Origin of the sequence: Angelakisella massiliensis (assembly GCF_900104675.1) — a bacterium.
In the GTDB taxonomy this organism is placed as follows: Bacteria; Bacillota; Clostridia; order Oscillospirales; family Ruminococcaceae; genus Angelakisella; species Angelakisella massiliensis.
In genome coordinates this window covers 1,974,158-1,998,112 of the sequence record NZ_LT629945.1, presented here as the reverse complement: position 1 = coordinate 1,998,112, position 23,955 = coordinate 1,974,158, and the positions used below count along the sequence as shown (strand labels likewise).

25 protein-coding genes are annotated in these 23,955 nt (G+C 48.0%); 5 read left to right on the top strand and 20 right to left on the bottom strand.

All coding sequences use genetic code 11. From position 1 onward, the window contains the following. Window positions 1-123 precede the first annotated feature (123 nt). The 14 genes from BQ5383_RS14810 to BQ5383_RS14745 form a co-directional block, all read right to left on the bottom strand. Window positions 124-1,350 carry an IS110 family RNA-guided transposase gene (locus BQ5383_RS14810; RefSeq protein WP_071435155.1) on the bottom strand — a complete coding sequence of 409 codons (1,227 nt, stop codon included), beginning with the start codon at window positions 1,348-1,350 and terminating at the stop codon, window positions 124-126. Between the two features lie 213 nt (window positions 1,351-1,563). Beyond that, window positions 1,564-2,310 carry an ABC transporter permease gene (locus tag BQ5383_RS14805; RefSeq protein WP_071433218.1) on the bottom strand — a complete coding sequence of 249 codons (747 nt, stop codon included), beginning with the start codon at window positions 2,308-2,310 and terminating at the stop codon, window positions 1,564-1,566. 14 nt (window positions 2,311-2,324) lie between these two features. Beyond that, a complete protein-coding gene (locus tag BQ5383_RS14800) occupies window positions 2,325-2,615 on the bottom strand; it encodes a hypothetical protein (RefSeq protein ID WP_071433216.1) in 291 nt (96 codons plus the stop codon). Window position 2,616: 1 nt separating this feature from the next. Then, complete coding sequence (locus BQ5383_RS14795; protein WP_071433214.1) at window positions 2,617-3,003, bottom strand: hypothetical protein; 387 nt, start codon at window positions 3,001-3,003, stop codon at window positions 2,617-2,619. Beyond that, window positions 2,984-3,196, bottom strand: a complete 213-nt coding sequence (locus tag BQ5383_RS14790; protein ID WP_071433212.1) for a hypothetical protein — start codon at window positions 3,194-3,196, stop codon at window positions 2,984-2,986. Before BQ5383_RS14790 ends, BQ5383_RS14795 begins: the two co-directional genes overlap by 20 nt. Continuing rightward, complete coding sequence (locus BQ5383_RS14785; RefSeq protein WP_071433210.1) at window positions 3,189-3,539, bottom strand: nucleoside triphosphate pyrophosphohydrolase family protein; 351 nt, start codon at window positions 3,537-3,539, stop codon at window positions 3,189-3,191. Before BQ5383_RS14785 ends, BQ5383_RS14790 begins: the two co-directional genes overlap by 8 nt. Then, window positions 3,526-3,744 carry a hypothetical protein gene (locus BQ5383_RS14780; RefSeq protein WP_071433208.1) on the bottom strand — a complete coding sequence of 73 codons (219 nt, stop codon included), beginning with the start codon at window positions 3,742-3,744 and terminating at the stop codon, window positions 3,526-3,528. The genes BQ5383_RS14785 and BQ5383_RS14780 overlap by 14 nt, the downstream gene beginning before the upstream one ends. 300 nt (window positions 3,745-4,044) lie before the next feature. Continuing rightward, window positions 4,045-5,355, bottom strand: coding sequence for an ABC transporter substrate-binding protein (locus tag BQ5383_RS14775; RefSeq protein WP_071433206.1), 1,311 nt, complete (start codon window positions 5,353-5,355; stop codon window positions 4,045-4,047). 23 nt (window positions 5,356-5,378) lie between these two features. Further along, window positions 5,379-6,215 carry a carbohydrate ABC transporter permease gene (locus tag BQ5383_RS14770; RefSeq protein ID WP_071435153.1) on the bottom strand — a complete coding sequence of 279 codons (837 nt, stop codon included), beginning with the start codon at window positions 6,213-6,215 and terminating at the stop codon, window positions 5,379-5,381. An 18-nt stretch (window positions 6,216-6,233) separates the two neighbouring features. After that, a complete protein-coding gene (locus BQ5383_RS14765) occupies window positions 6,234-7,121 on the bottom strand; it encodes a carbohydrate ABC transporter permease (protein ID WP_071433204.1) in 888 nt (295 codons plus the stop codon). Window positions 7,122-7,137: 16 nt separating this feature from the next. Further along, entirely contained in the window at window positions 7,138-7,986 is an 849-nt protein-coding gene (locus BQ5383_RS14760; protein WP_071433202.1) for a metallophosphoesterase family protein, read from the bottom strand. A 175-nt stretch (window positions 7,987-8,161) separates the two neighbouring features. Next, on the bottom strand, window positions 8,162-9,178 hold the full coding sequence (locus BQ5383_RS14755) for a LacI family DNA-binding transcriptional regulator (RefSeq protein ID WP_071433200.1): 1,017 nt from the start codon (window positions 9,176-9,178) through the stop codon (window positions 8,162-8,164). A gap of 582 nt (window positions 9,179-9,760) precedes the next feature. Then, window positions 9,761-9,943: a hypothetical protein gene (locus BQ5383_RS14750; RefSeq protein WP_071433198.1), complete on the bottom strand. Its 183-nt coding sequence runs from the start codon at window positions 9,941-9,943 to the stop codon at window positions 9,761-9,763. A gap of 358 nt (window positions 9,944-10,301) precedes the next feature. Continuing rightward, window positions 10,302-11,219, bottom strand: coding sequence for a LysR family transcriptional regulator (locus BQ5383_RS14745; protein ID WP_071433196.1), 918 nt, complete (start codon window positions 11,217-11,219; stop codon window positions 10,302-10,304). A gap of 151 nt (window positions 11,220-11,370) precedes the next feature. Here BQ5383_RS14745 and BQ5383_RS14740 point away from each other — a divergent pair, with 151 nt between their 5' ends. From BQ5383_RS14740 to BQ5383_RS14725, 4 genes are all read left to right on the top strand, one after another. Then, window positions 11,371-12,120, top strand: a complete 750-nt coding sequence (locus tag BQ5383_RS14740) for an alpha/beta fold hydrolase (protein ID WP_076944517.1) — start codon at window positions 11,371-11,373, stop codon at window positions 12,118-12,120. A gap of 26 nt (window positions 12,121-12,146) precedes the next feature. Further along, window positions 12,147-13,472 (top strand): CitMHS family transporter, encoded by a 1,326-nt coding sequence (locus BQ5383_RS14735; RefSeq protein WP_071433192.1) that lies wholly within the window; start codon window positions 12,147-12,149, stop codon window positions 13,470-13,472. 507 nt (window positions 13,473-13,979) lie between these two features. Then, entirely contained in the window at window positions 13,980-15,236 is a 1,257-nt protein-coding gene (locus tag BQ5383_RS14730) for a sn-glycerol-1-phosphate dehydrogenase (protein ID WP_071433190.1), read from the top strand. Between the two features lie 254 nt (window positions 15,237-15,490). Then, on the top strand, window positions 15,491-15,892 hold the full coding sequence (locus BQ5383_RS14725; protein WP_071433188.1) for a molybdenum cofactor biosynthesis protein MoaE: 402 nt from the start codon (window positions 15,491-15,493) through the stop codon (window positions 15,890-15,892). 106 nt (window positions 15,893-15,998) lie between these two features. On the opposite strand, the gene BQ5383_RS14720 is transcribed toward BQ5383_RS14725, so the two are convergent. After that, window positions 15,999-17,309, bottom strand: coding sequence for a putative ABC transporter permease (locus tag BQ5383_RS14720; protein ID WP_071433186.1), 1,311 nt, complete (start codon window positions 17,307-17,309; stop codon window positions 15,999-16,001). 173 nt (window positions 17,310-17,482) lie between these two features. Between BQ5383_RS14720 and BQ5383_RS14715 the strand changes: the two genes are divergently transcribed. Beyond that, a complete protein-coding gene (locus BQ5383_RS14715) occupies window positions 17,483-17,776 on the top strand; it encodes a hypothetical protein (RefSeq protein ID WP_071433184.1) in 294 nt (97 codons plus the stop codon). A gap of 116 nt (window positions 17,777-17,892) precedes the next feature. Here the strand turns inward: BQ5383_RS14715 and BQ5383_RS14710 are convergent, their stop codons facing one another. The 5 genes from BQ5383_RS14710 to BQ5383_RS14690 all read right to left on the bottom strand — a co-directional run bounded on the left by BQ5383_RS14710 (window position 17,893) and on the right by BQ5383_RS14690 (window position 23,926). Continuing rightward, entirely contained in the window at window positions 17,893-18,684 is a 792-nt protein-coding gene (locus BQ5383_RS14710; RefSeq protein ID WP_071433182.1) for a DUF3919 family protein, read from the bottom strand. Window positions 18,685-18,694: 10 nt separating this feature from the next. Further along, window positions 18,695-20,161, bottom strand: a complete 1,467-nt coding sequence (locus BQ5383_RS14705) for a sensor histidine kinase (protein ID WP_071433180.1) — start codon at window positions 20,159-20,161, stop codon at window positions 18,695-18,697. Further along, entirely contained in the window at window positions 20,158-20,880 is a 723-nt protein-coding gene (locus BQ5383_RS14700) for a response regulator transcription factor (protein WP_071433178.1), read from the bottom strand. Before BQ5383_RS14700 ends, BQ5383_RS14705 begins: the two co-directional genes overlap by 4 nt. Window positions 20,881-21,108: 228 nt before the next feature. After that, window positions 21,109-22,179, bottom strand: coding sequence for an ABC transporter ATP-binding protein (locus BQ5383_RS14695; RefSeq protein ID WP_071433176.1), 1,071 nt, complete (start codon window positions 22,177-22,179; stop codon window positions 21,109-21,111). A 22-nt stretch (window positions 22,180-22,201) separates the two neighbouring features. Continuing rightward, window positions 22,202-23,926, bottom strand: a complete 1,725-nt coding sequence (locus BQ5383_RS14690; RefSeq protein ID WP_071433174.1) for an ABC transporter permease — start codon at window positions 23,924-23,926, stop codon at window positions 22,202-22,204. Window positions 23,927-23,955: the final 29 nt, after the last annotated feature.

Genomic DNA, 23,955 nt, shown 5'->3' with positions numbered 1-23,955 from the left:
GAAACAACAGAAGAAAACGCCATAGGAGAGCTATGTGAGCAGCCAAAAGGCAACACCAACCAAAGCCCTGCCCCTAAGAAAATTTGAAACAGGGCTTGGACATCAGAGTGGAAAGCGGTACGCTTAGCCCTCCGATGGGATATACAGGCGGTTGTCTTTCAGCAGCCGAAAGACCAACCGAACCAGTTTTCTGGCAGTTAAAGCGAGTGCGCGTTTATGCTGGTACTTGTTGACCTCTTTGAATTTGAGGTCATAGTAACGCCGGAACTCGGAGTCGCATCTTCTCACAGAGTTGGCAGCTTCCAGCAGGTAGTAGCGGAGATAGCGGTTGCCGGATTTAATCATTCGGGAGTGCTCCGCTTCAAATTCACCGGACTGGTGCTGTGTCCAGACAAGGCCGGCAAACTTGGCGACAGAGGCTTGGGAATCGAAACGGTGGATATCACCAATTTCAGCAATAATACCGGCGGAGTAAACCTTACCAATGCCAGGGATGGAAGTTAGAGTGTTTGGGATAATTTCAAACTGTTGTTCAATGGCTTTGTCCAGAACCTTAACCTGTTCCTTCAGTGCCCGCATAGAGGCGATGGAAACAGACATTGCCTGGTTCACGGTGTCGTTCACTGTCTTGGGCAGACGGTAAGAGCCTTTGGCCGCAGCCCGTACTGCTCTGGCAGTGGCATCTGGATCGACAAATCTGCCCCGGCCTGCTTGAGCAATAAAGTCGGTCAGTTCATCCAGATCAGTATTTGCCAGATCATCCACAGTTTCAAAATGCTCCATGAGAGCAATGGTAGTGGCGCTGGTGTTTTGAATGTCTTTCTCCTGAGCAATACCAGAGCATTTTAGGAATAAGTAGTTGGCAAACCTCTGCTTCTCCCGTGTCAGATTCTGAATGACATCAAATCTGGCTCTGGTGAGGGTTCTGAGAGCCTGGTAGCGATAGTCGTCCATATAGACCTCCTTGGCGATTCTGCCAAAACGGAGATGGTCGGCAATCACAAAGGCATCCACAAAGTCATTTTTGGGCAGATCTGGATAGGCTTCCTTGAATTTTTTGACTTGCTTGGGATTGAGGACATGGATCTTCCGCTGGAACCGGCTCAGGCTGCCATCCTCCCGGAGGGCATACACAAGGTTGTTCCCGTAGATAGAGGTGGCTTCCAGGCCAATCACCACATCACTGAGCCGCATGGAGCTGAGTGCCGACACAATTCTCTCTGACAACATTTTAGCACCACCAAGATTGTTCTGCACAGAAACGCTACTGTGCTTGCTTCCATCCGGCTTCATCAGGTAGGCGACATTGCTCCTGCTGCTCACATCAATGCCAACGAATAATGGGTTCACGATTTTCACCTCCCCGCATGGAGATTTCAGGCCAGCAGGCTTGGAGATACCCATGATAACCGGAGCATCCGCAACCTCGCGTATCAGAATCATTCCAGAGCAGACCAATGCGATATCCCTCACTGCTGAAAGGGCGACCCACACTCTGGCAAACAGCCAATGAGTTTGCAGCTAACTTCCGGCTCAGGGAAACTGACTTATTTTGAAGCAGCCCTACGGCTCAACCAGGAGGTAGAGAACTTGACCCTGCTGTCCTACAGCTATTGTATCACGGGCATCTCTAAGCCTGCTGATATCTGAATTATTAACTTTCAAACTTATTATACGAGGGAGGATGATGATGGAATAGACACAGGTCAGCATCACGATCCGGTTGCTGAAAATGGTATGGCTGCCCGCATACAGAGACAGCACCGAAATGGCCAGGATGACCCCTTTGAGGGTATAGGGAAGCATGCACAGGCTCTGGATATATTTTTCCAGCCGGGGGTCATACAAAATCGCTGTATAGAGAGCCAGAATCACCACGATGCCGCTCAAAATGATGGGGGCGATGCTGATGATGAGGCCTCGGGCCATGGCGGGCCAGAACTTGGCGTCGCTGAACACCTGTTCATAGTAATCCAGGGTCCAGCTGGAGGGGAGGATGCCGGTCCAGCTCTTGGTAAAGGAGTAAATACCGGTAGCCCCCAGCGGCAGGATCAGAAAGCAGGCGGTAAGGATCAGCCACACATAGGCGACGATAGGGGCGGGAGTTTTCCAGTTGGCGTACAGGGTATTCAGCGAGGTGTACGGGCAGACCTTCATACGGTCATCACTATCATTCCAGCTCACCCAGATGTGGCCCTCCGCGCAGAACATCAACACGCGGTAGGTCTTGCCGTGCCGCAGCCCCATCGAACCGTCCTTCCCGATGAACGTCATCTCCATCGGATTCACATACTGCCGTTCAACAATCATCTGTCTTTCTCCTTTCAGCTTTTCATCGCATACTTAGCCACAAACCGCGTGGCAGTCAACGCCAGCTCATCATCGCTCTCTGCGGTTTCCCATTCGAGATTCTTGTCAAAGTAACCGGTCTCGTCAACGGTGTCTACCGTGATGTCAAGCGATTCATCACAATCATTCACGAAGACTGCGATCCAATACTTCCCGAGCAGACATCCGTAACAGCCGGTACTGTCAATATACCAGCCGGGGAACCTGAACTTCCGAGCGAACTCTGCCACACGCGGGTGGGTTAGCGGTTGATACGCTACCGACATCTCAATCCCTCCTGTTCGCATAGCGCATGACAATCCGTGCTGCTTGCCGTAGAGCGCGGGCCTGAACGGTCAACCAATCCTCGCCCATCAGGGGCAGCTCGCCGTCGCGGGTTTTCTTCTTCTGGGATTCAGTGCAGAGCCGCTCGCAGATGTCACCGTCGTAGACCTCCGCGCAGCCGCCGTAGCTGTACTGCTCCCAGTCCCGAGCGCCGTTCAGCAGGTCGGTCTCTGCAACCTTCCCGATGCGGACCGAATCATCGGTGATGTGCAACCGGTCTACGTAGTCATCGAACATCTCAACCGCGTAGCCCTTGACGCCCTTGTCCCAAGCGGACCGGGCAGAGTGGGCGGAGATGTCCTTCTTGATGTCAGCAATACGCCTCTGCATAACTCACAGCCTCCTCTTTGCAGTCTTTGAAGTAGTCATCGGCGAAGTCGTGCAAGCAGTCTTCGTGGATGAGCTGCCCGTCGATGTTGTACACGGTCTCGCCCTCGTAAATCTCGCCGCCGCAGTAATCACAGTAGGCGATGGGCTTTTCTTCGGGCGGTTCAAGCGGACGTTCCGGCAGATACTCAAACATTATCGCAGCCCTCCTCCAATCTGGTGCTCCACCGAGCAGCTTTCTCCCGGATGATGCGAGCGACCTCATCACGGTCAAAGCCGAGGACTGCCGCGCAGAGCAGGACATCGGCGAACTCCTCATTCAGATTGCGGGACGCATCGCCGGTGGTCATCGGCGTCGGGTTGCTCTTGTCGAGCGTCCGGCGCATCTTCAGCGCAGCCTGCGCCAGCTCTGTGGCTTCCTCAGCCAAACCTGCCAGCAGCTCACAGCAGCCGAGCAGGGTATTGATACCGGTAATCTCAGCGCCCCAATCTTCAAGCGCCTTCTCGATGGGCTGCTTATCAAATTCAATTGTTTCCATTGCTCACAGCCTCCTTCTGAGCATCTGCCGCGACTTCCGGCTCAGGCAGCTCGCCAAGCATTGCCAGAATGTGCGCGTGAGGGATTTTGTGCTTTAGCCCGTTGGTGATGAACTCGCGTTCGGCACAACCCTTCACCAGTTCATAGAAAGTCGAGAACTTCACGTCCACGCGGTCTTCAGCGGCGAACGCATCAAGAATTCCCATAGTCTTGTCCTCCTTTGCAAAATGAAAAAGGCCCGCATTTCTGCGGGCCTTTCGGCATATAGGCAAATTCAGCTAACTATCAATAACATTTTACTTAACAAAAGACTCAGATGAACACTATATGCCGCATTCATCTGAGCCTTAAATTATTAAAAGATTCGTTTAAATCATTTTTTAACTGGAATTCAGGCTTACCCATCCCAACTTCTGAAAGAAAAAAATTACAGATACATATTTTTTATGATGTCTCAGGAATTTTATAAATGCATCAAATTTAGATACATTGACTACACATCGCCTCTATTGTGCCAGGAGCGCATCGGATTCCTCCACCGCCGCATCCATAATTGCCTGCGCATCTGCAGACGGATCAATCAAACATTCTGTCAGCGCATCTAAAAGTAACGAGTTGACTTTGGGAAAATTTTCTGCCATTGGTCTGGGGATCGCAGTTTCCAATTGGTCTACAGCGACACGGAACAGTGGCTGTTCTTTATAGAAATCCTGCATCACTGTATCACCCTTGGCACTGATTCTGGCAGGCAGATAGCCGGTTGCAATGCTGGATTTTATTGTCTGTTCCTTGGAAGTTACAAATTTCATAAATTCCCATGCAGCATAAGCCTGTTCCTCTGTGATTCCATTGACCATTACCAAGTTTGCTCCTCCTGTCGGCACAGAACCTTCTCCACCATTGGGAATGAAGCCAGCACCAAGCTCAAAACCATTTTCTTTTGCAATTTGTACATAATAAGCCAAATCCGCCGTGGAACCTAAAATCATAGCACTTCTTTGATTTTGAAATTCCAGCTTTGCCTGACTGGTTGCGTCTCCACCTGTGGTGTTTTTAAAAACGTTTTCTCTGATCCCCTGCTGATAAAGTTCCATCGCTTTCATGGCCTTGGGAGAATTGAAAACCGCTTCAGTCTCCTCTTCATTTAACAGTCTGCCGCCATAGGAATCTACCAATGCCTCGTAAGTCCATGTAGTAATTGGAGTAGACAGTCCAATTACTTCTCCTTGGGTCAATTTTCTGGAAAACTCCAGCAGTTCGTCCATGGTTTTGGGTGCATCCTTCCCCAAACCAGCCTTTTCAAACAAGGTAGCATTATAATATATAAGCGGCGTACTGCGTAGATAAGGTAATCCGTAGGTTTTTCCGTCTACTTGCGTATTGGACAACAAACCAGGAATAAAATCATCCAAGTCAAAATTGTCTTGCTCCATATAGGGATCCAGCGGCTGTGTCATACCATTTTCCGCAAAATTCTTGATAACAGTAATTTCATTAAGCGTAACTGCTGGAGGATTTTTCGCCGCAAAAGCGGACTGGACTTTTGTATGGAGGTCATTGTAGCTGCCTCCTTGATATTCCGCTTTCACAATGATTTCATCTTGGGAAGCATTGAATTCTTCCACCAAACGATTTGTATTCTCCTCAACAGTACCTCCAAAAGCATACCAAAACTCGATGATAATCGGTTCATTCCCTCTAGAAGGAGCAGATGACTGATCCCCTTCTGTCTCCGTCTGCGCTGTGGATGATCCGCAAGCTGTCGCTGCAAGCAGCACGGAACTTGCCAAAATGATAGCCAAAACACGCTTAAACATACAAATCTTCCTTTCTCTTTAAATTATTTACTGGAATAGACAAATGCCTTAATGATTTGACGTTGCGCTACAAAGAAAAGAATCAATATTGGAATGACCAAAATTACATTGCCTGCCATCAGAACATTCCATGCAACACCTCCCTCGACTTCCCGAAGCTTTGCAATTCCAATAGGTAAAGTCCTTACCGTATCATTTGTGGTCATAATCAGCGGCCAAAAATAATCGTTCCAATGACTGATAAAACTGAATAATCCTGCTGTTACCATTGATGATTTTGCTAACGGCACCATAATTTTTGTTATAATTTGAAATTCGCTGGCACTGTCGATTCGAGCAGCGTCCACAATCTCCTGAGGAATCTGCATAAACGACTGCCTTAACAGAAAAATGGTGAAAGCGCTGCCTGCAAAAGGCAAAATCAATGCTCCATAGGTATTTAGCAATCCCCATTGGCTCATTAGCAAATAGATCGGAAGAAAAATAAGCTGACTTGGAATCATCATTGTTATCATCGTAAGGCCAAAAAGCAGATTTTTTCCATAAAAACTGCACCTGGCATAAGCATATGCCGCAGGAATCGCCACCAAAAATTGCAACACCAAGATCCCCACTGTACTCACTATACTATTCCAGATATAGTGAAGAAATGGACCCGACTGCCATGCTGCCGCAAAGTTCTCCCAATGCAGTTCGTCCAGAATCCATTTAGGTGGGATCAGAATGGTGTCCCCCAACGATTTAAAAGCGGTCAATATCATCCATACAAACGGCAAACAGAAAATAATGCCTACAATAACCATTGCAACACCATTGAGTATCCGCAGCAGAATTTTTACTGACTTATTTTTTTTATACATATTTGTACTCCAATCCATTTAGTCACTAGCATAATTCACCTTATTGCTCAGAATCTTGAAGTAAAAGAATGTAATAATAGCTAGAATCACAAATAAAACTACACCTGCGGCGGAAGCAGAACCAATTTCGAAATAGTCAAAAGCCACTTTATAAATGTAATAAACCAAGGTATTGGTGGAGTTTAATGGGCCACCCTTTGTCATAATAGCAATTGTTTCAAACACCTTAGCAGAAGTAATGAGATTGACAATCACCAAAAAGAAAAGCGTGGGTGAAACCATTGGAACTGTGATTTGCAAAAACGTTTTCCAACTCGGTCTGGCATCCATAGCGACTGATTCATAAATGCTTTTGGGAATGCTTTGCAATCCCCCTATAATGACCAAAGTATCATATCCGACCAATTTCCATATTCCCACTAAAATGATGGACAAAAGCGCTGTATCTGGGTGGTTGATCCACTGGCATTTCTCAAATCCCAGTAATCCTAAAAAATAATTGAGCAACCCATAGTCAACATCCATCAGCCACATCCATACAAAAGATACCGAAACAAAAGAGATAATATAAGGACTAAACACTAATCCTTGTATCATCGTATGAATGAAGCTGTTTTTGTTCAGCCACACTGCAAGCAGCAACGCTATAATGACTGTAAAGAATACAACAGTACCCATATAAATCAAAGAATTTGAGATAACTTCCAAAAATTCATCACTGCTAAATAAAGACTTAAAATTTTGAAAGCCTACAAAATCCTTTGTGGGACTAATGAGATTCCACTCAAAAAAGCTGAGATACATATTGTAAAGAATCGGATAAATGTAAAATACCAGAAAGAACACAATAGATGGGGCAACTAAGAAATAGGGTAAAATTTTTCTTTTTTTCTTTCCGCCTTTCAAAATTACACCGCCCCTTTTATTCAAGTATAAATTCACAGTTTAAATCTTCATTGGGATAGGAAAGGTCAGAATACTTAGTATAACGTTTCATTTTTTGAGTAAGCTGATCCACTCCTACCAATCGATCCTTCAAAGATTTTGTCTCAATGGTACCTCTGTGTCCATCAAAGCACAGTATTCTATAGTCAAGATGGCTTAAGAAATCCCCAGTTTGTATGAACAACCATCCTCTTTGTTTTACAATGGAATGAAGATGATTATGTCCATTAATGTAAATACCCTTTGGCTTTTGGTTCAAAATGTCCCACATATTTTCATGCAACTGGAGTTTTCTTTCGTCGGAACGCCTTGTAGTATTGCTGACCGGATGATGGGCAATAATAAAAATCGGTTTTGTTGACTTTCTTACTTTCTCCTGTAACCATAGATATTCCTCATCATCCATGATACCGATCCAGTCATCTACTCTGCTTTCAAGAGTCGTATCAACAAAATAAAGGTTTGCTTGCGGCATATCAACAGCATAATACCGTTTTTTCTGAGATATTTTTATAAAATCCTCCTTGCTGCATCCATAGGTATCATGGTTTCCCATAACAAAATAAAATGGTGAATTCAGTAGCTCTGACAAATCTATCAAATTTTTCAGGTCCTGTAATGTTCCTGAATTTGTTAAATCTCCCACACAAATATAAGCATCGGCTTTTTCCTCTGCCAAACATTGAAATAATGTTTGAAATAAAGTGTTTCGTATTTGAATTCCTTCGGCATCGCTGCTCTCCAAAGTGGGGTAATGAAGATCCCCCAGTAAAACCAGCTTCATAGTCAAATCCTTTCTCTTACATTTTAAGGTATAACGTTTCATTTTTTGCAAACTCTCTTTTGCTATCTTTATTAAACCACTTAATTCGCATAATATCAATAGTTTTTTTTAATAATCAAAGTAAAAAATAGTTATTTTGTATTATTGTACATAATCTTTAAATCAGATTTGTAAAAAGCTCTATATATCTAAATCTTTGTTCAAAACTTGCATTTTCTTATTCCTCTAAGATTTTGTCATTGGCAACATAGGTAGTAGGAATATTTAGGTGGCAGGGTTCACTCGCTGCCTCCTCATTAATCCTTTTCATAAGTAGCATCACAATATTTTTGGCAACCACCTTTGAGGGAAAATGAACATAAGAAATTTTGGGGGAAAGAATATCCGCAATATCTCCACAGTCAAATCCGATCAAAAGAATATTTCGATTTTCCTTTAGCAACATATCATCAATAGCTTTTTTACAGCCCAACACTGTACGATAGCCTGTAGCAATTACAGCTGTAACTTTTTTGTATCGAAGGAAAAAATCTAAACAGGCATTGTAACTGGCCGTTTTTCCAGGGGTCTTACAAACCTGAATATAATTTTTGTTGATGGTTAAACCTTCATCAAGATACGCCTGCTCATAGCCTTTGATCCTTTCAAGTGTTGGCTGTGTATCAGGAGAAGCCACAACCAGTCCAATATTATGATGTCCCGCTGAAAACGCCTGCTTTACAGCGGTATAGGTTGCTTGATAATTATCGATCATCACCGTATCACAATTTAGTCCCGGAATGATTGCATTAAAAATAATTATTGGAAGTCCTCGATGGCTTGTCTCCACCAAACGCTCGAAACCATCCCGTTGTGATTTCTCACTAGGCATAATAATAAGACCATCCACCTGCCTGGACATTAAAAATTCCAACTTCTCCAGTTCCAGTGATGGATCTGAATGATGAAAACAAATAATTGAGCTATATTGCTGCATAGTAAGCATACTTTCTACCGTTTCAATAATAGCTGTAGAAAGTATATTTCCCATATCCGGTATCAAAATTCCTATTGTGTGGGCACTATTGGTGCGTAAACCACGAGCAATACTGTTGACCTGATATCCTAGTTCTTCAATAGCTGCACGAATCTTCTCACAATTCTTTTGACTAACCGGTTTGTTGTTCAAATATTTTGATACTGTTCCCTGAGAAAGGCCGGTTACTCTACAAACATCTTTTATCGTCGCAGCCATTTTACGCTCCTCCACGCCTGAATATATGTCATAGAAACCTTAAATACAACAACGCTGACAATTCCACACTGGAACACACTGAAAAAAATGGAGATATTTTAACTAATTTTATCCTATCTTAACTTTGAATTTCTGTCAACATAAAATCCTTCGTTGATAATTTTCGCAAGGTCTATGGTTCATCTTTTCACATTTCTACTTTGAATCTGCCAAAAAATGTTCGTCCAAAGCAACATAACTATCTCTTATTCTCAAAAAGTCACTTCTGCAATATTCGCCGACTTTAATTTAAATCTATGCTGAATCGTTAACCAACATTTTAGTATCCAAGACAATCTTCTTATCCATTATAAAAACAAATTCGGATATTGTTAGGCATCTAAGACATACAAACAAAATTTCAAATATTTTCAAAGTTGCTTCAAATATCTTCGGTTTTGAGTTGTATTCTTATGGTCGCAGGATGAATTATAAAATCTGAATCCCCTTGCATATAGATCATTTATATGCAAGGGGATTTTCGTGTAAATAGCATTTTTTCTTTAATGCGTTTTCAGAAATATGATGGGCCACAAGAATTTTTTAATCCAAAGGACACTCCTCAAACAAAGGCCCTTTTCCCTGAAGGCGCAAAACGCTTTTGAAGCCCAGCTCCCGGAGAAGCTCCACCGCTCTGTCAAACTGGAAATCCAACTGATCCGCCACATGACAGTCGGAGGTGATAATCACCGGGGCTTTCAGTTCCGCCAACTTTTGGACAAGCATGGCACGTCCGCTTACTACGGTCGGGGACAGGTTATGTAAAATTTCATCATACCCATCGCTTTTACTTTGGAACCTGAGCGTTCAGATTATCTAAAAAATGATTTTGGGGAAATATTTTTCTTGCCTGATCCGTCCCTTTCTCCCCCCATCTCCATTGATTCACACAAAAGTCCGAATAGACGTATGGTGTGCAGCATCTGTCCGGGTTCTTGTTGATTTTTTCTGATGTGGAGCGGCCTGTCATCATTTCTTTATTTGTCTGAGGTCAGATAAAATATACAAAAGATGTTCGTTTCTACATCTTTGCTCACTTTCACAAAATAGGCACACCTTATTTCCACACTGAACCCATCACTTATCACGAATTCCCAAAGACTTCTTTAGTGATTCTAATAAACTCTTCAGCAATTTTTGTAGGAGCTCCTTCCCGCCGGGTTGCCACTACAAAATCCCAATTTACCGGATGCTTCCCGGTGGAAAGGTAGACAGGCGCAAATCGCGTTTCAAAAAAGCGGGAACACATATCGGTGCAAAAACAAACTCCCATCCCTTGGGCGGCCATGGAAATCGCTGTTTCCACATTGGTCACCGACATCATTTCAGGGTGGATTCCTGCGTCTGCCAGCATCTGAGCAGCCACCTGCCCGGTACGCATAGCACTTGAAACCAGAATAAACAGTTCATGTTCCAGCTCTTTAAGGTCGATCCAAGGAAAACGATATCCACGTCTCCAGACTCCCCGCTTTATATAAGGGGAGTCTTTTTCCATGCAGAGCACTACCTCCTCTGTGGAGACATATTCATGCCGGAATTCCTGTGAATATGGTCCGGAGACAGTAAAAACCACCAAATCCACGATGCCTTCTCTCAGCGCTTGTTCCAACTGGGGCGTTCCCGATTCCATCACCTGAATATGGCATCCGGGGTATTTCTCCCGCAGGGCTGGAAGAACATTAGGCAGTACATAACGGCCCCGGGCAGGCGTGACACCAACAGAGATATTTCCGCCTCCTTGCTGGGCAATATCCAGCATCGTATCTTCCAGGCGCTGATTCAGCTGGATCATCTGCCTGGCCAGCTGGATATACTGCTTACCGGCATAAGTCAGCACTAACCGCTTGCCGGATCTTTCAAACAACTTCACTCCCAGTTCCTGTTCCAACCCCTGAAGGAACCGGCTCAAAGATGGCTGGGTAATACCAAGCTCCTCTGCTGCCCGATAAATGGTGCGGTGACGTTCTATGGCCAGCACATATTCTGCTTCTTTCAGGTGCATTTCTCTCCCCTCCTCCTGGTTTGATTGTAGCAGAAATACCGGCAATTGTATACGTCTAAAACATATAAAATATGATCTGTATGCATTTTACAACATTCCAACTGCGTGATACAGTATAGGCAAGCCAAACGAAAGGATTGTGATGGATAAAATGGCATCGGAATTACGGGTCATTGGAGAAATTGCACCTGGAAGACCTACTGTTCTTTGCATTGCAGGCTCCATGATTGATCCATGTGTATACGATCAAATGGAGGTTCCGGAGAGCTTCTGCGCGGGCAAAGTAGATTTTTATCATTCCCCCGGTCCATATGACGCTATGAGCATTGCCTCATCGATTTTGGAGTATTATGACGAGCACCAGCTGGGACCATTGGTACTGGTGGGATATTCCGCCGGCGGCGTGATTGCCATGGCTGCCGCCTGTCAAGCGCCGGAGAAGGTAAAAGGGCTCTTACTGTCCAATACCGGTCCCTGTACCATAGGCCATGGGGATGTAAATCTTCCTCAGCGTATTCTGGAACAGTGGAATGATCAGGATTTTCGGAACAGTTTTATTGACCGGTGTTTCAGCAGACCGGTCCCTCCTTTTCTGCGGCTGAGGCTGGAGGAGTATATCAATACCATCCAGTGTCAGGCAGCCCATGATCTTTCCAAATCTCTCCGACAGCTGGACTTGCGGGAACCTCTGAGGCGGGTTGATTGCCCTGTGGTGATCGCTCACGGCATTGATGATAAAACCCGTACCTTGGCTCACGCGCAAATGATTATGGACAGTATTCCCCACGCAAAACTTCGCCCCATCCCCGGTGGACACACCATTATGGTTGAAAATAAAGCTGGTTGGCAGGCTGCCTTGGACGAACTTCTGGTTGATGTTGCGGAACGATCCGCTGTTTAAAAACAAATAAAGAGGAGTGTGGGTTTATGCTAGCGGCAATAGGATTTGGTATTATTATTGTCATGATGTACATGATACTCCGGGAAAAGGCACTGCCGGCAGTATGTTTTGTTTTTCTGCCCATTATCGGCGCTTTTCTCGCTGGCTTTTCGGTGGAAGAGATTGCGGAGTTTGTAAAAACAGGTATCGGCACCACCTGGAGCAACGCTATTCTGTTTGTCTTCTCCATCATTTTCTTTGGCGTTATGAACGATGCAGGACTGTTTGATAAGTTGGTGGACGGACTGCTGAAGGTTGCCGGAACCAACGTAATTATGATCATGGTGGCCACTACTGTTATTGCCATTATCGGTCATATGGACGGCGCCACCGCCTCCACTTACCTCATCACCATCCCTGTTATGCTTCCCATCTTCAAGCGGCTCAATCTGCGTCCTACGGTTTTGCTGCTTTTGGTCAGCGCCGCTACCGGTGTCATGAACCTGGTACCCTGGGGAGGCCCCACCATCCGTGCCGCTACTGCCATTGGCGTGGATGCCAATGATCTGTGGATCGCCATGATCCCCATGCAGATTTTCGGATTGGTCATTACTCTTGCGCTGGCGGTATTCTTTGGTTTTGTGGAACAAAAGCGAATTGCTGTACTGGGAACCACCGGCGGAAGCGGTTCCCTCTCTGAAGTGACCGTCAACGCCAGCAGCACTGGCTGCTATGGCGGTACTGTAGACGAATCCCTCAAGCGTCCAAAACTCCTTTGGTTCAACCTGCTGCTGACCATTGCTGTCATCGTTTTGCTGGTGGTAAACATCTTCCCATCTTATGTCGTATTTATGTTTGGCATGCTGATTGCTTTGATGGTAAACTATCCTGACATCAAAGTTCAGCAGCAGCGGATCCAGGCGCACGCTCCCGGCTGCATCGGCCTGGTGGTCACTCTGATCGGTGCCGGTGTTTTCTTGGGTGTTTTCTCCAATTCCGGCATGATTGAGGCCATGACCAATTTCCTCATCGCCCTCCTTCCCGAATCGCTCCAGCAGTATCTCCACATTATCGTCAGCATTTTGGGCGCTCCCATCGGTATGATCATGGGACCTGACCCTTATTATTACGGTGTGCTTCCCATCATTGCAGGAACCGTGGAACGCTTTGGCATTACCCCCGTACAGGTTGCTCACGCCATGCTGATTGGTGATAATGTAGCGCTGGCTGTCAGCCCCTGCGTTCCCACTACCTTCCTGGCCATGGGCCTTGCCGGAGTAGAGCTGAAAGACCATATTAAGTTCTCCTTTAAGTGGCTGTGGGGAATCAGTATCCTCATGATGGTGTTCGCTCTGGTCGTGGGGATGATTTAACTTCTCTCTGTTTCTCCCGATTCACCAAACAAATTCATAATCGCTTTCTTCTGATTCAATCTCTCATACTCTCAAACGCAGAAAAGTGGTCCCCCAAGGTCTTTTTGAATTCCAATCACAAAAGGACCTTGGGGGATTGCTTTTAGGGTATCCAGTATTCCTGGTTCCGCACCGTCCCGCTCCCCTCCATGAAAAAAATCCTTCTTTTGTTAAAATGGATTGCCTTTTTTCACTTGGAATGCATTGCGCACAGAAGCAAAATGGAAAAGTTCCGTCTTTTCTCCCTGGAATGCGCCGGAAATTATATTTTAATGGTTCCTGCTGACTCCCCTTTGGAGCACACAGCCTGCAGTTGCCGTCTTTTTTGTTTTTCCCTTGTACCAACAGTCTTGTTTGTGCTACACTAAAGATGTTGTTCTGACTGTATAAATAAGATGTTTGAGACAGAAAGCCTCATTTTTCGATATCAGGTTCCAACAGCCAGAAACAGAACAGGAGGTTCCGGCAATGATCATCGACAGTAAAAAATACAGCGGTCCCTGCTGCTGCGGAAAAGAACATCAGATGCTCACCCGTATGGTGGTGATCGAATCCAGCTGCCTGAAGGATTTTGACAGCTGGCTGGAGAAATGCGGTTTGGAGGGCCCGAGGGCTGCCATCTATGACACGAATACTTATTACGCCAAAGGGCTGAATCGTCCCTCTGTCCAGCAGGAGATCATTTTGGATGCCAAAGGACTTCACGCGGATGAAAAAGCCACTGCCCAGGTGCTTTCTCAGTTGAGCAATGAAATCCGGGTATTGGTTGCGGTTGGCAGTGGAACCATTCACGATATCACCCGCTATTGCTCCAAAAAGCTGGGGCTTTCGTTTGTTGCTTGTCCTACTGCGGCCAGCGTGGATGGATTTTGTTCTACCGTTTGCGCCATGACCTGGGAAGGCTTCAAAAAAACCCTGCCTGGTATTGCGCCCGTTTTGGTTCTGGCTGATCTGGATGTGATTCAGGAGGCTCCTTTCCGTCTGACTCTGTCCGGGGTGGGAGATATCATTGGAAAATACACCGCTTTGGCGGATTGGAAAATCGCCCATGTCCTTGCGGGAGAATATTTCTGCCCGGTGATTGAGGACATGACACGGCAGGCAGTCCATGCTGTGCTGGGCTGCGCCAGACAACTGAAGGACAAGGACCCTCATGCTTATGAGCAGCTGACCTATGGGCTTCTTCTTTCCGGCCTGGCAATGCAGATGATGGGTAACTCCCGTCCTGCTTCCGGCGCAGAGCACCATATCTCCCATCTGCTGGAAATGGAGCCGGTGGGACTAGGGGCTGTCTCCCATGCCCTTCATGGTGAAAAAGTAGGCGTTGGCTGCATCAAAGTTGCCGCTGAATACCATCGTTTGGAAAAAATAGAGGAGATCGGGCCGATGCTGCATCCCTATCGGCCCCTTACCGCAGACTATGTCAGCGCCTTTTTTGGTGAGCAGCTTTGCCCCAGTATCCTTGCTGAAAACACTCCCGATTCCATGACCGAAATCACTCCTTCCAAAGTGGAGGCTGCCTGGCCGGAGATCCGTTCTGTCATCCGGGAGATCCCCAGCGAGGAAGAGCTGTTCTCCCTGTATGCCGACATAGGCGCTAAAAAAACTCTTGCTGATCTGGAAGTGCCGGAAGAGCTGCTGCCCAAACTGCTGGAATATGCTCCCTGTGTACGCAACCGTATGACCTTCCTGCGTATTCGCAAAATGCTGCTGAAAGAAATCTGATCAGCACTCTCATGGCCGGATACACCGCATATATGATGCTTCTGGATTTTTAGTATGGTATCTGGTATAATGAAGAAACGTGTCAAGGCGCTTTGACACACTTCCAGGGGGATATCTCATTCCCCCGCAGGCGCACATCAAGGGATAAAAAGCATCCTGTTTTCCATTTAAAGTTTCTTTATCGGCTGAACTGCATAGGTAAAGGAACCAGTTCCAAAGGAAACGCCTATCTTAAACATATCGGGGGAATTGTAATGAACGCCAAGAAGCCGCTCCCATCCATCGACCAGTGGCTCAAGGAAGCGAAAAACCATGAAAGTGCATCCAAGGTGGGAATGTATCTGACCCACAATGGAATTGTTCGTCAAACCGCCAAGGCTGCCGTTCGTCAGGGAGCCGCTGATACCAGCCCTGTTACCGGTATGATCTTTTCCTATGATCAGGCCAAGGTAGACGCTGTTATCGCGGATACCTATAAAATGGACGGGGTGTACTACATCAAGGTCTGGCTCAATGAGGGTCAGCTCCAGGTAGGCGACGATATCATGTATGTTCTCATTGGCGGCGATATCCGCCCCAGAGTGGTAGACGCCCTCCAATACCTGGTGGGCAGAATCAAAAATGAATGTGTAACAGAAACTGAGCTCTATCAGTAAAGTGCTGAACAGCAATCCTGTGCAAAAAACGTTCCCTGTACCGACATCAGCCGGCACAGGGAACGCTCTTTTTATGTACTTTTATATCCCCCAGAGAGGACTTTCATCAGCTTCCGCTCTGGCTATCCTCTGCGGTACGGATGGCATTGGGATAGATCCGTGCGATCACTTCGTCTCCATAATGCTCATCCATATATTGCTGCCAGGATGCCTCCGCCGCAATACCACTGCTTCTCTGATCATACCGGGCCAGCGCCATGGCGCTTACGGAAACATTGGCCGCCATGAAAACCACCAGCAGCCAGGTAATCACTTTTCCAGGTTTCATGGGAATCTTTTCGATCCACTTGGAGAAATGGGGGTAAAGCCCCTTCATCCAGACCACAGCCGCAATTCCCCAAAAGAAACAGTACAGCAGATTGATTCGTCCACCCAGATTGAAAGGAATTTTGCTGTAGTCCCAAAACACGGCGCCAAAGCAGATCTCGGTAAAAACGCTGCACAGATATTCATACGCTCCGCCCAGAAAAGTACCCACTAAAAACAGGAACCGGTCAGAACGATCCTTGTATTTATACAGCAAAGCCGTTGCGGCGCCCAGAGCGATCCCCCATACCAGGCTGAAAGGCCCCCATACCACACTGCTTCGGCTCATCCAGACCCCTGCTGTCAGTCTGCAGAAGATCGTTTCGGTAATATCTCCCAAAAAAGCTCCGATAAAAAACAGCAGAAAGATCTTATAAAATCCCGCTCCCTGAGCAAAAACCGCGGAAGTAACCTTTTCCCGTTTTTTCTCCACCGGCTGGTAAAACTTTTCCATACGGCGGCGGGTCGTATAGGAGATCCAATTCTGAAGCTTGCCGGTGAGCACTGTAATATGGCTGTCCATCCGCTCCAGACCAGGCATCGTTCCCGGACGCCCATAAAGAGCGATCAGAGAGCCCAGCGCATCCACCGCCGTTACTGCCACCAGTACACCGATCACAATTTTTCCCGCTGTGGCAGGAATCATGTTATAGAGCCGCAGCAAAACAGGGGAACCCCATTGGACAGACACCGAGCCCAATACGCCCCACAAAATGGAGTAAGGCAGACAGATATAACCATCCAGCTGGAAGGGCATCGAGGAATAATCCCACCATTTTCCATAGCGGGAACGCTCCAGCAAATGTCCTGCGATCCATTCCAAAACGGTGGCATAAATGGCGCTTCCCAAAAACAGAAACAGCCAATTGCCCCGCAGTTCTGCCAAGCTGAAGGTCAGCAGCATTCCCGCAAAACCATACAGCGCGCAAACAGGGCCATCCAATAGTCCCCGGTTGACAAAGCGCTTGCGCTTAATGGTTGCCGCTACTGTTTCCAGCACCCATCCTAAAAATCCATAACAAAAAAACAGCCATAGCATCTGTCTGATCATACCACACTACCAGCAGCCCTTTTGGGGCGCATTTATCCTTTCCTGATCATAATTGGGCTTTCCAGTGTTTGCTGCAATGATTCTTTATGAGCACATATGTACAGGTCTTATCCCCATTGGTCAAGGCAAGGAACCTTCGGCAAAATATCCGGCCGGATACAAAGGTGCCGGATATGAAAGATCAGCGTTTTTTTGCCATTTTCCCAGCGCTCTCTTACAAAAAATCACTTTGCGATTATGATAACATATTTGCACATAAATTTCACCCTGTCATCAGAAAAAACAAAACCAAGGCTTATATTTTGAAAAGAACCCATGAGCACCCCGGAATCTGTCTGAGCCGTTCTTGGCATCAGTTCAGTGGCTCATCGCTTTTTCTTGCAGCCCACAATCCGCCTGTATTTTTCCTGCTCTTCATTTTTTATTCTGTCATTTACACATTTTCGTTTTTATCCCTTCAGGGATAGCAGCTCCTCTGGTGAACCAAGACCTTTAACAGAAAAGCGGGCCCGGCTGATACGCGTGGACCCGCTTTCATTTTCCTTCATCATTGACAGAACTATTTGGATACGGGGATGCTCATTCAGCTTCCAATTTCCAGCAGGTTCTGACATAACGGCACCAATTGGCTGCTGAAGCACAGCAGACGCCGCTGTCCGTTGCCATAAGCATCATACACCTGCGTTGCCTCATTGGCATAAACCCACAATCCCACCTGTTCCGTTCCTTTCAGATCCCGGACATAAATGGTGTACCGGGGGGTCCGGTCGCTGACTGCCTGTTCCACCTCTTCCAGATCATCCACAAGCTCTCCCTGCCGGATGGTCAGCTCCAGCAGGCCCATCTCCTCAGGGGAGAGGTTCCGTCCCTCAACACCATCCGTGAGATAAACCTGATGATCCGCCTCAAAAAATGTCGCCAGATTTTCCAGGGTATACAGCCGGTTGGACAAACACTCATGAAGCTCTTCCAGCTCATCCTCCGTCCTTTTGCTGTAATAAACAGCGCCATCCATTGTCAGGACTTTTCCCACCTCATAAGAGGCCTGGCTGCCATCCGCGAAATAGAATGTACCCGAAATTTTTCCAGGCGCTTCACCGGGAAACTCCCCACGGACCAAAGGAATTGCCCCCAGCCACTGATTGAGCTGGAACAGCAGATCCGGATCTGTGATGCTTATATTTCTCCAGCAATCATCTTCCACTGTCACTTCCGTCAAAATAGCGGGAGACCGAAGCCTCATAACCTCCTCCCGGTCATAGATGCGCACAAGCTCACCGGGCGCGAATAGCCGGGATAAGATCCAGCCGCTCAGCAGCACCATAGCCACACCGTATAACGCCAGCCACAGCCGCCTCCGCTCCATAGATGTCATGCGCCGCCTCCTATTCATCACTGCTGCAGCCACGCCGAGCCCGGCCCCCATACCAGTTTTGAGGTTCATCCTGGCGCTGGAAATAGATGATCACCTTTGTTCCTCCCCCTGAAACTGATTCCAGGCCAATATCGCCCCCCTGAGCGACCATGATCTCCTTGCAGATGGAAAGGCCCAAACCGCTTCCGCCCAATGGCGCTGAGGAGGAACGGGAGAAAGGCTCAAACAGATGGGCGATCACTGTCTCATCCACCCCATCCCCATCATCCTCTATCATCAGCCGCACCGGCAATGTGGCAGTGGTGATGGAAATACACCGGCATCCGCTGTGAACAATGCAATTATCCAACAGATTCAGCAGCACTTCCCGAATCTTTTCCCGATCATAATAGACCTGGAGAGAACTGCACCGGCAGTGAAGCGCAATACCGCTGCGCTCCAAACGGGGATGAAGCAGCTGGGCACATTCATCACAAAGCCGCTCCAGTGAAAACCAGCTGGGGGAAAATTCATACTCCGTCCGCTGAAGCCGGGAAATGTTGATCATATTTTCCACCGCCATCAGCAGATGCTGCCCAGCCTGCTGAATATAGCAGGCACTCATGTTCACATCTTCATCCTGGCTCATCCGCTGGATGATCTCCGAATAACCGATGATGGACGTCAGCGGTGTTTTCAGCTGGTGTGTAACGCTGTTAAAAAACAAATTCTGCCGTTCCTTTTCCTCCCCCAGCCGCTGGATATTGTAGCGGTTGGCCTGCTCCATGGCGGAAAAAGCCTGCTCCAACTCCGCGAACTCTTTGCGGAATACCTCCAGATGCAGCTGCGCGGGCTTGCCTTCCTTCACCTTCTCAAAGGCCTGCACCAATCCCTGGACCGGCTGGGAAACGATCCCCGCCAGCAGGGAGCTGCATCCGTAACAGATTCCCGCCATCATCAGCACCAGAATCCCCAGCAGCGGCAAAGCCTGTTCCAGCGGCGTCAGATCTCCCTGAGCGGTGAGATAGCGAATCACTCCCACTGTCTCCCCGTCTTCCGTATAGACCGGGCTGGAAAAGGAAATATAGGCTTTTCCGGGACCTCCTCTGAAAAACTGGTAGGCTTTAACCCCCTCCACCGCACTGTGGACGTCCTCGGTCACATCTACCTGCTGTATGGAATTGGAATCAGCCAGCAGATCACCCTCAGCGGAATAAAGCTGGATGCGAAGGCTGGAAATCTCCGCCAGCGTCCCGCACAGGATCTTGGCTGAGGAGCGCAGCTGCTCCCGCTGGATCTTGCTGTCACCCTGGTATTTCAGACGGTCCATCAGATAGACCTGGCTCATATAGCTTTCGCTGGTCAGCAGGCGCACCTGGGCCTGACGCATCAGCGTTACGATAATGCTCAGCGCCAGCGCGCAGCACAGCGCCAATACCGGCAGCAGGAACAACAAGTTCATTTGAATAATTCTGCGGCGAAGTTGTTTCTGGATCATGCCGTCACCTCAAAACGGTAACCCACACCATACAATGTTCTGATATACTCTCCCGCCGGCCCCAGCTTTTGGCGCAGACGCTGAATGAGCAGATCCACCGAGCGGCTGCTGCCCATATAGCTGTAGCCCCAGATATTCTCCAGCAGTTCTTCCCTGCCCAATACCCGGCGGCGGTTGTTGACCAGATAGCACAGCAGGTCAAATTCCCGATAGGTCAGCGTCACCTGCCGCTGTTCCACCCATACGCTGCGGCTTGCGGCGTCCAGGGTCAGGATACCATACTGTTTTTTCTCCTCTTCCACTTTTTTTGTTTTTTTACCATCAGCGGCCCCATCGGCACCATTTTCGCCACGGGTCAGGCTGATGCGCCGCCAAAGGGAACGGACCCGCAGCACCAGCTCCTTATTATCAAAAGGCTTGGTGATATAATCATCCGCCCCCAGCTCCAGGCCCAGAATTTTGTTAATCCGCTTGTCACTGGCGGTGATAAAAATGACGGCTGCCGAATGATCGATCTCCTGAATTTTGCGCAGCACATCATACCCGTCCATATCCGGCAGCATAATATCCAGCAGCACGATGTCCGGGTGTTCATTGCCATAGGCTTCCACCGCTCCCGCGCCGGTATCGGCACAAACTGTATCATATCCTTCCAGTTTCAGGTTCATACGGATCAAATTGACAATGTGGGGTTCATCATCCACGATCAGTACCTTCATCTGGGCCGCCTTTCTTTTTTCTCAAGATGTCTCTTTCCTATCTGTCTTATTAATTTTACACCATTATTAAATTTTTGTCTATATTGTCCCTAAAATCAAGGTGTTTGTCCGATTTTTTTAGTAAAAAAGGGCCCTTTTGGGACCCTTTTTTGTTGAAAAGACACCATTTGTTCAATTTTGATTTTGAAACAAAAGTACAGGGAGTCTCCCTGTGTGTTCCCCAAAAACTCAGGTCACAATCTTGGTATGATCGTCGCTGCCGTCATCCTCATAGACCAGGAACTCCCGGACCTGGAGGAAAACATCCTCGTTGCCATACAGCGCGTCATAGCTGTGGCTGTCGGCAATCACCCGCACCTGCTCGCCATTGATATCGATACGGCAGTCGTTGACATCGCCCAGATAGAACATGGAATGGATCTTGCCGTGAAGCTCTCCTTTTTCCAGGGAAAGACGGATATTCTCAGGACGGATGGCGACCACCACCTGGCCGGTAAGCGGACCGTCATAAGCCAGCGACTGTCCGAGGCCGGTCAATTCCACGCGGCCATCCTTTACCTGGCCTTTGATAAAGTTGATCTTGCCCACGAAGTCCGCCACAAACTGGTTGGCGGGATGGCGGTAGATCTCCAGCGGCGAACCTACCTGCTGGATGATGCCTCTGTTGATGACAATGACCCGGTCGGACATAGCCATAGCCTCGGTCTGGTCATGGGTCACATACACAACGGTGATGCCGAAATTCTTCTGGATTTCCTTGATCTCAAAGCGCATGCTTTCCCGAAGCTTCGCGTCCAGGTTGGACAGCGGCTCATCCAGCAGCAGCAACTTCGGTTCCGCCACCAGCGCACGCCCCAGTGCCACACGCTGCTGCTGGCCGCCGGAAAGCTGATTGGGCATTCTGTTGGCATATTGGCTCAGATGAACAGCGTCCAGAATCCATTCCACCTTCTGCTTGATGGTGGCCTTATCCAGCTTTTTGATCTTCAGCGGATATGCCACATTATCAAAGACCGTCATATGGGGCCAGACGGCATAGGACTGGAATACCATACCGATATCCCGGCGCTCCGGCGGCACAAAGGTTTTTTCGGAGCTGACTACTTTGCCGTCAATGCTGATTTCGCCTGATGTGGGTTTTTCAAAACCGGCGATCATCCGCAGCATGGTGGTCTTTCCGCAGCCGGAAGGTCCCAGCAGTGTGATGAATTCCTTGTCCTGGAATACCTGGTCGAACTCCTTGAGTACCACCACGTCTCCAAAGGCTTTGGTCACATTTTTAATGGTAATGGTAGACATGATCTTTTCCCCCTTGTCAGCGTCAAATGGAAAACTCTCCCTTAGTCAGCTTGTTCAGCAGCCAGTTGGCCAGCACCACCAGAACCAGAATTGCGGTGGCCAATGCCGCGGCCGTCTGCTGACTATGGTAGGTTTGGTAAGTGAACAGCTCATAGCCCAGGGTCTTGGTATCTGTGGAGTAAAGCAGCGTGGACATGGTCAGCTCATAGAAGCAGGGCATAAAGATGAGGAACCAGCCTGCCACCACAGAAGGGGCGATCAGGGGAATGGTCACATCCTTGAAGCTTCTCAGCCAGCTGCCGCCGGAGATGAGAGACGCCTCCTCCAGGGAGGGATGGATCTGGCTCATGGCCGATACCACCGTTCTCATACCCATAAGCAGATACTTGATCAGATAGGCGATGATCATAATCCACATGGTGTTGTAAATATTGATACCGAACCGGCCGGACATGGTCATAATCAGTGCCAGGGCGATGACCACGCTGGGCGTTCCGCTGCCGACTGTAATGAGAAAATCGGGGATGCTCTTTCCACGGACATTGGTCCGCTGCAGGAGATAAGACATGACACAGGAGATGAGAATACCGATGGTGGCCGCCAGCACCGCAAACACCAAGCTGTTTTTCGCGGAGCTGAGAATGGCTTTTCGGGTAGCGATCCGTTCCCAGAACTTGAGGGTGAAGTTATCGGTGATCAGTTTGCCGTTCTCAAAGCTGAGCAGCGGCTTACCCATATTGACAGTAAAGGAAGTGAGCGCCACGGTGGCAAAGGGGATAACAACCACAATAATGGCGAACAGCACTACCAGCAGCGTTACCGGCAGACGCCATTTTCCCAGGTCCACGATATTGGGGCGAGTAGATTTGCCGGAAACGGTGATGTACTGCTTTTTGCCCACAACAAAGGTGGATACATACAATACCAGATTGGCCACCACCATCAGAAATACCGCCAATGTTGTAGCGTCGGTGAGTCCTTCCTGGCTGCCGATATTGACAAACTCAATGATTCGGGTGGTAACCGTATGGACCTGTCCCGGTGCGCCGATAATGGAAGGAATGCCATAGCAGGACGCCGCCGAAACGAACACCAGCAGCGCCGCCGCCACCAGGCTGGGAGCCATCATGGGCAGGGTAACGGTCATCACCGTCTTCAGCGGAGAAGCGCCGGAAATCTTGGACGCTTCCTCCAGAGAGGGGTCCATCTTCTCCATCGCCCGGGAGATGGTGATAAAGGCATAGGGATAGTAGAAGGAGGTAAGTACCCACACCAGTCCCCCCACGCTGTAGATATTGAAGGGGTTCTCCGCCAGATTGAACAGATTTTTGAGAAATACATTCAGGTTGCCCACCGAAGGATTGAGCAGACGCAGCCACGCCATAGCGCCAACATAGGGGGGTACCATGTAGGTCATGACAAAGAGGGTGCGGAAAAACTTTTTGCCGTACAGATTGGTCCGTCCCACCAGCCAGGCCAGGGGGAAAGCGATCATCACGCCAAAGATCATGGACAGCCCGCCGGTGATCAGGGTATTTTTCAGCGCGCTCCAGTTAATGGGATAGGTGTACACCCGGCGAAACGCCTCCAGGGAAAAGCTGCCCTCAGACATAAAGGCACGGTACACCAGATAGAGCATGGGGAAAACCTCAAAGACCACCAAAAACGCCACAATAGCAAGAATGATGATCCATTTTACGTCCAGGTAGAACCTTTTTTCCCTGACTGCTGCGGTCGCTTTAGCCATTTGTATCACTCCTTACTGCGTATATGGCG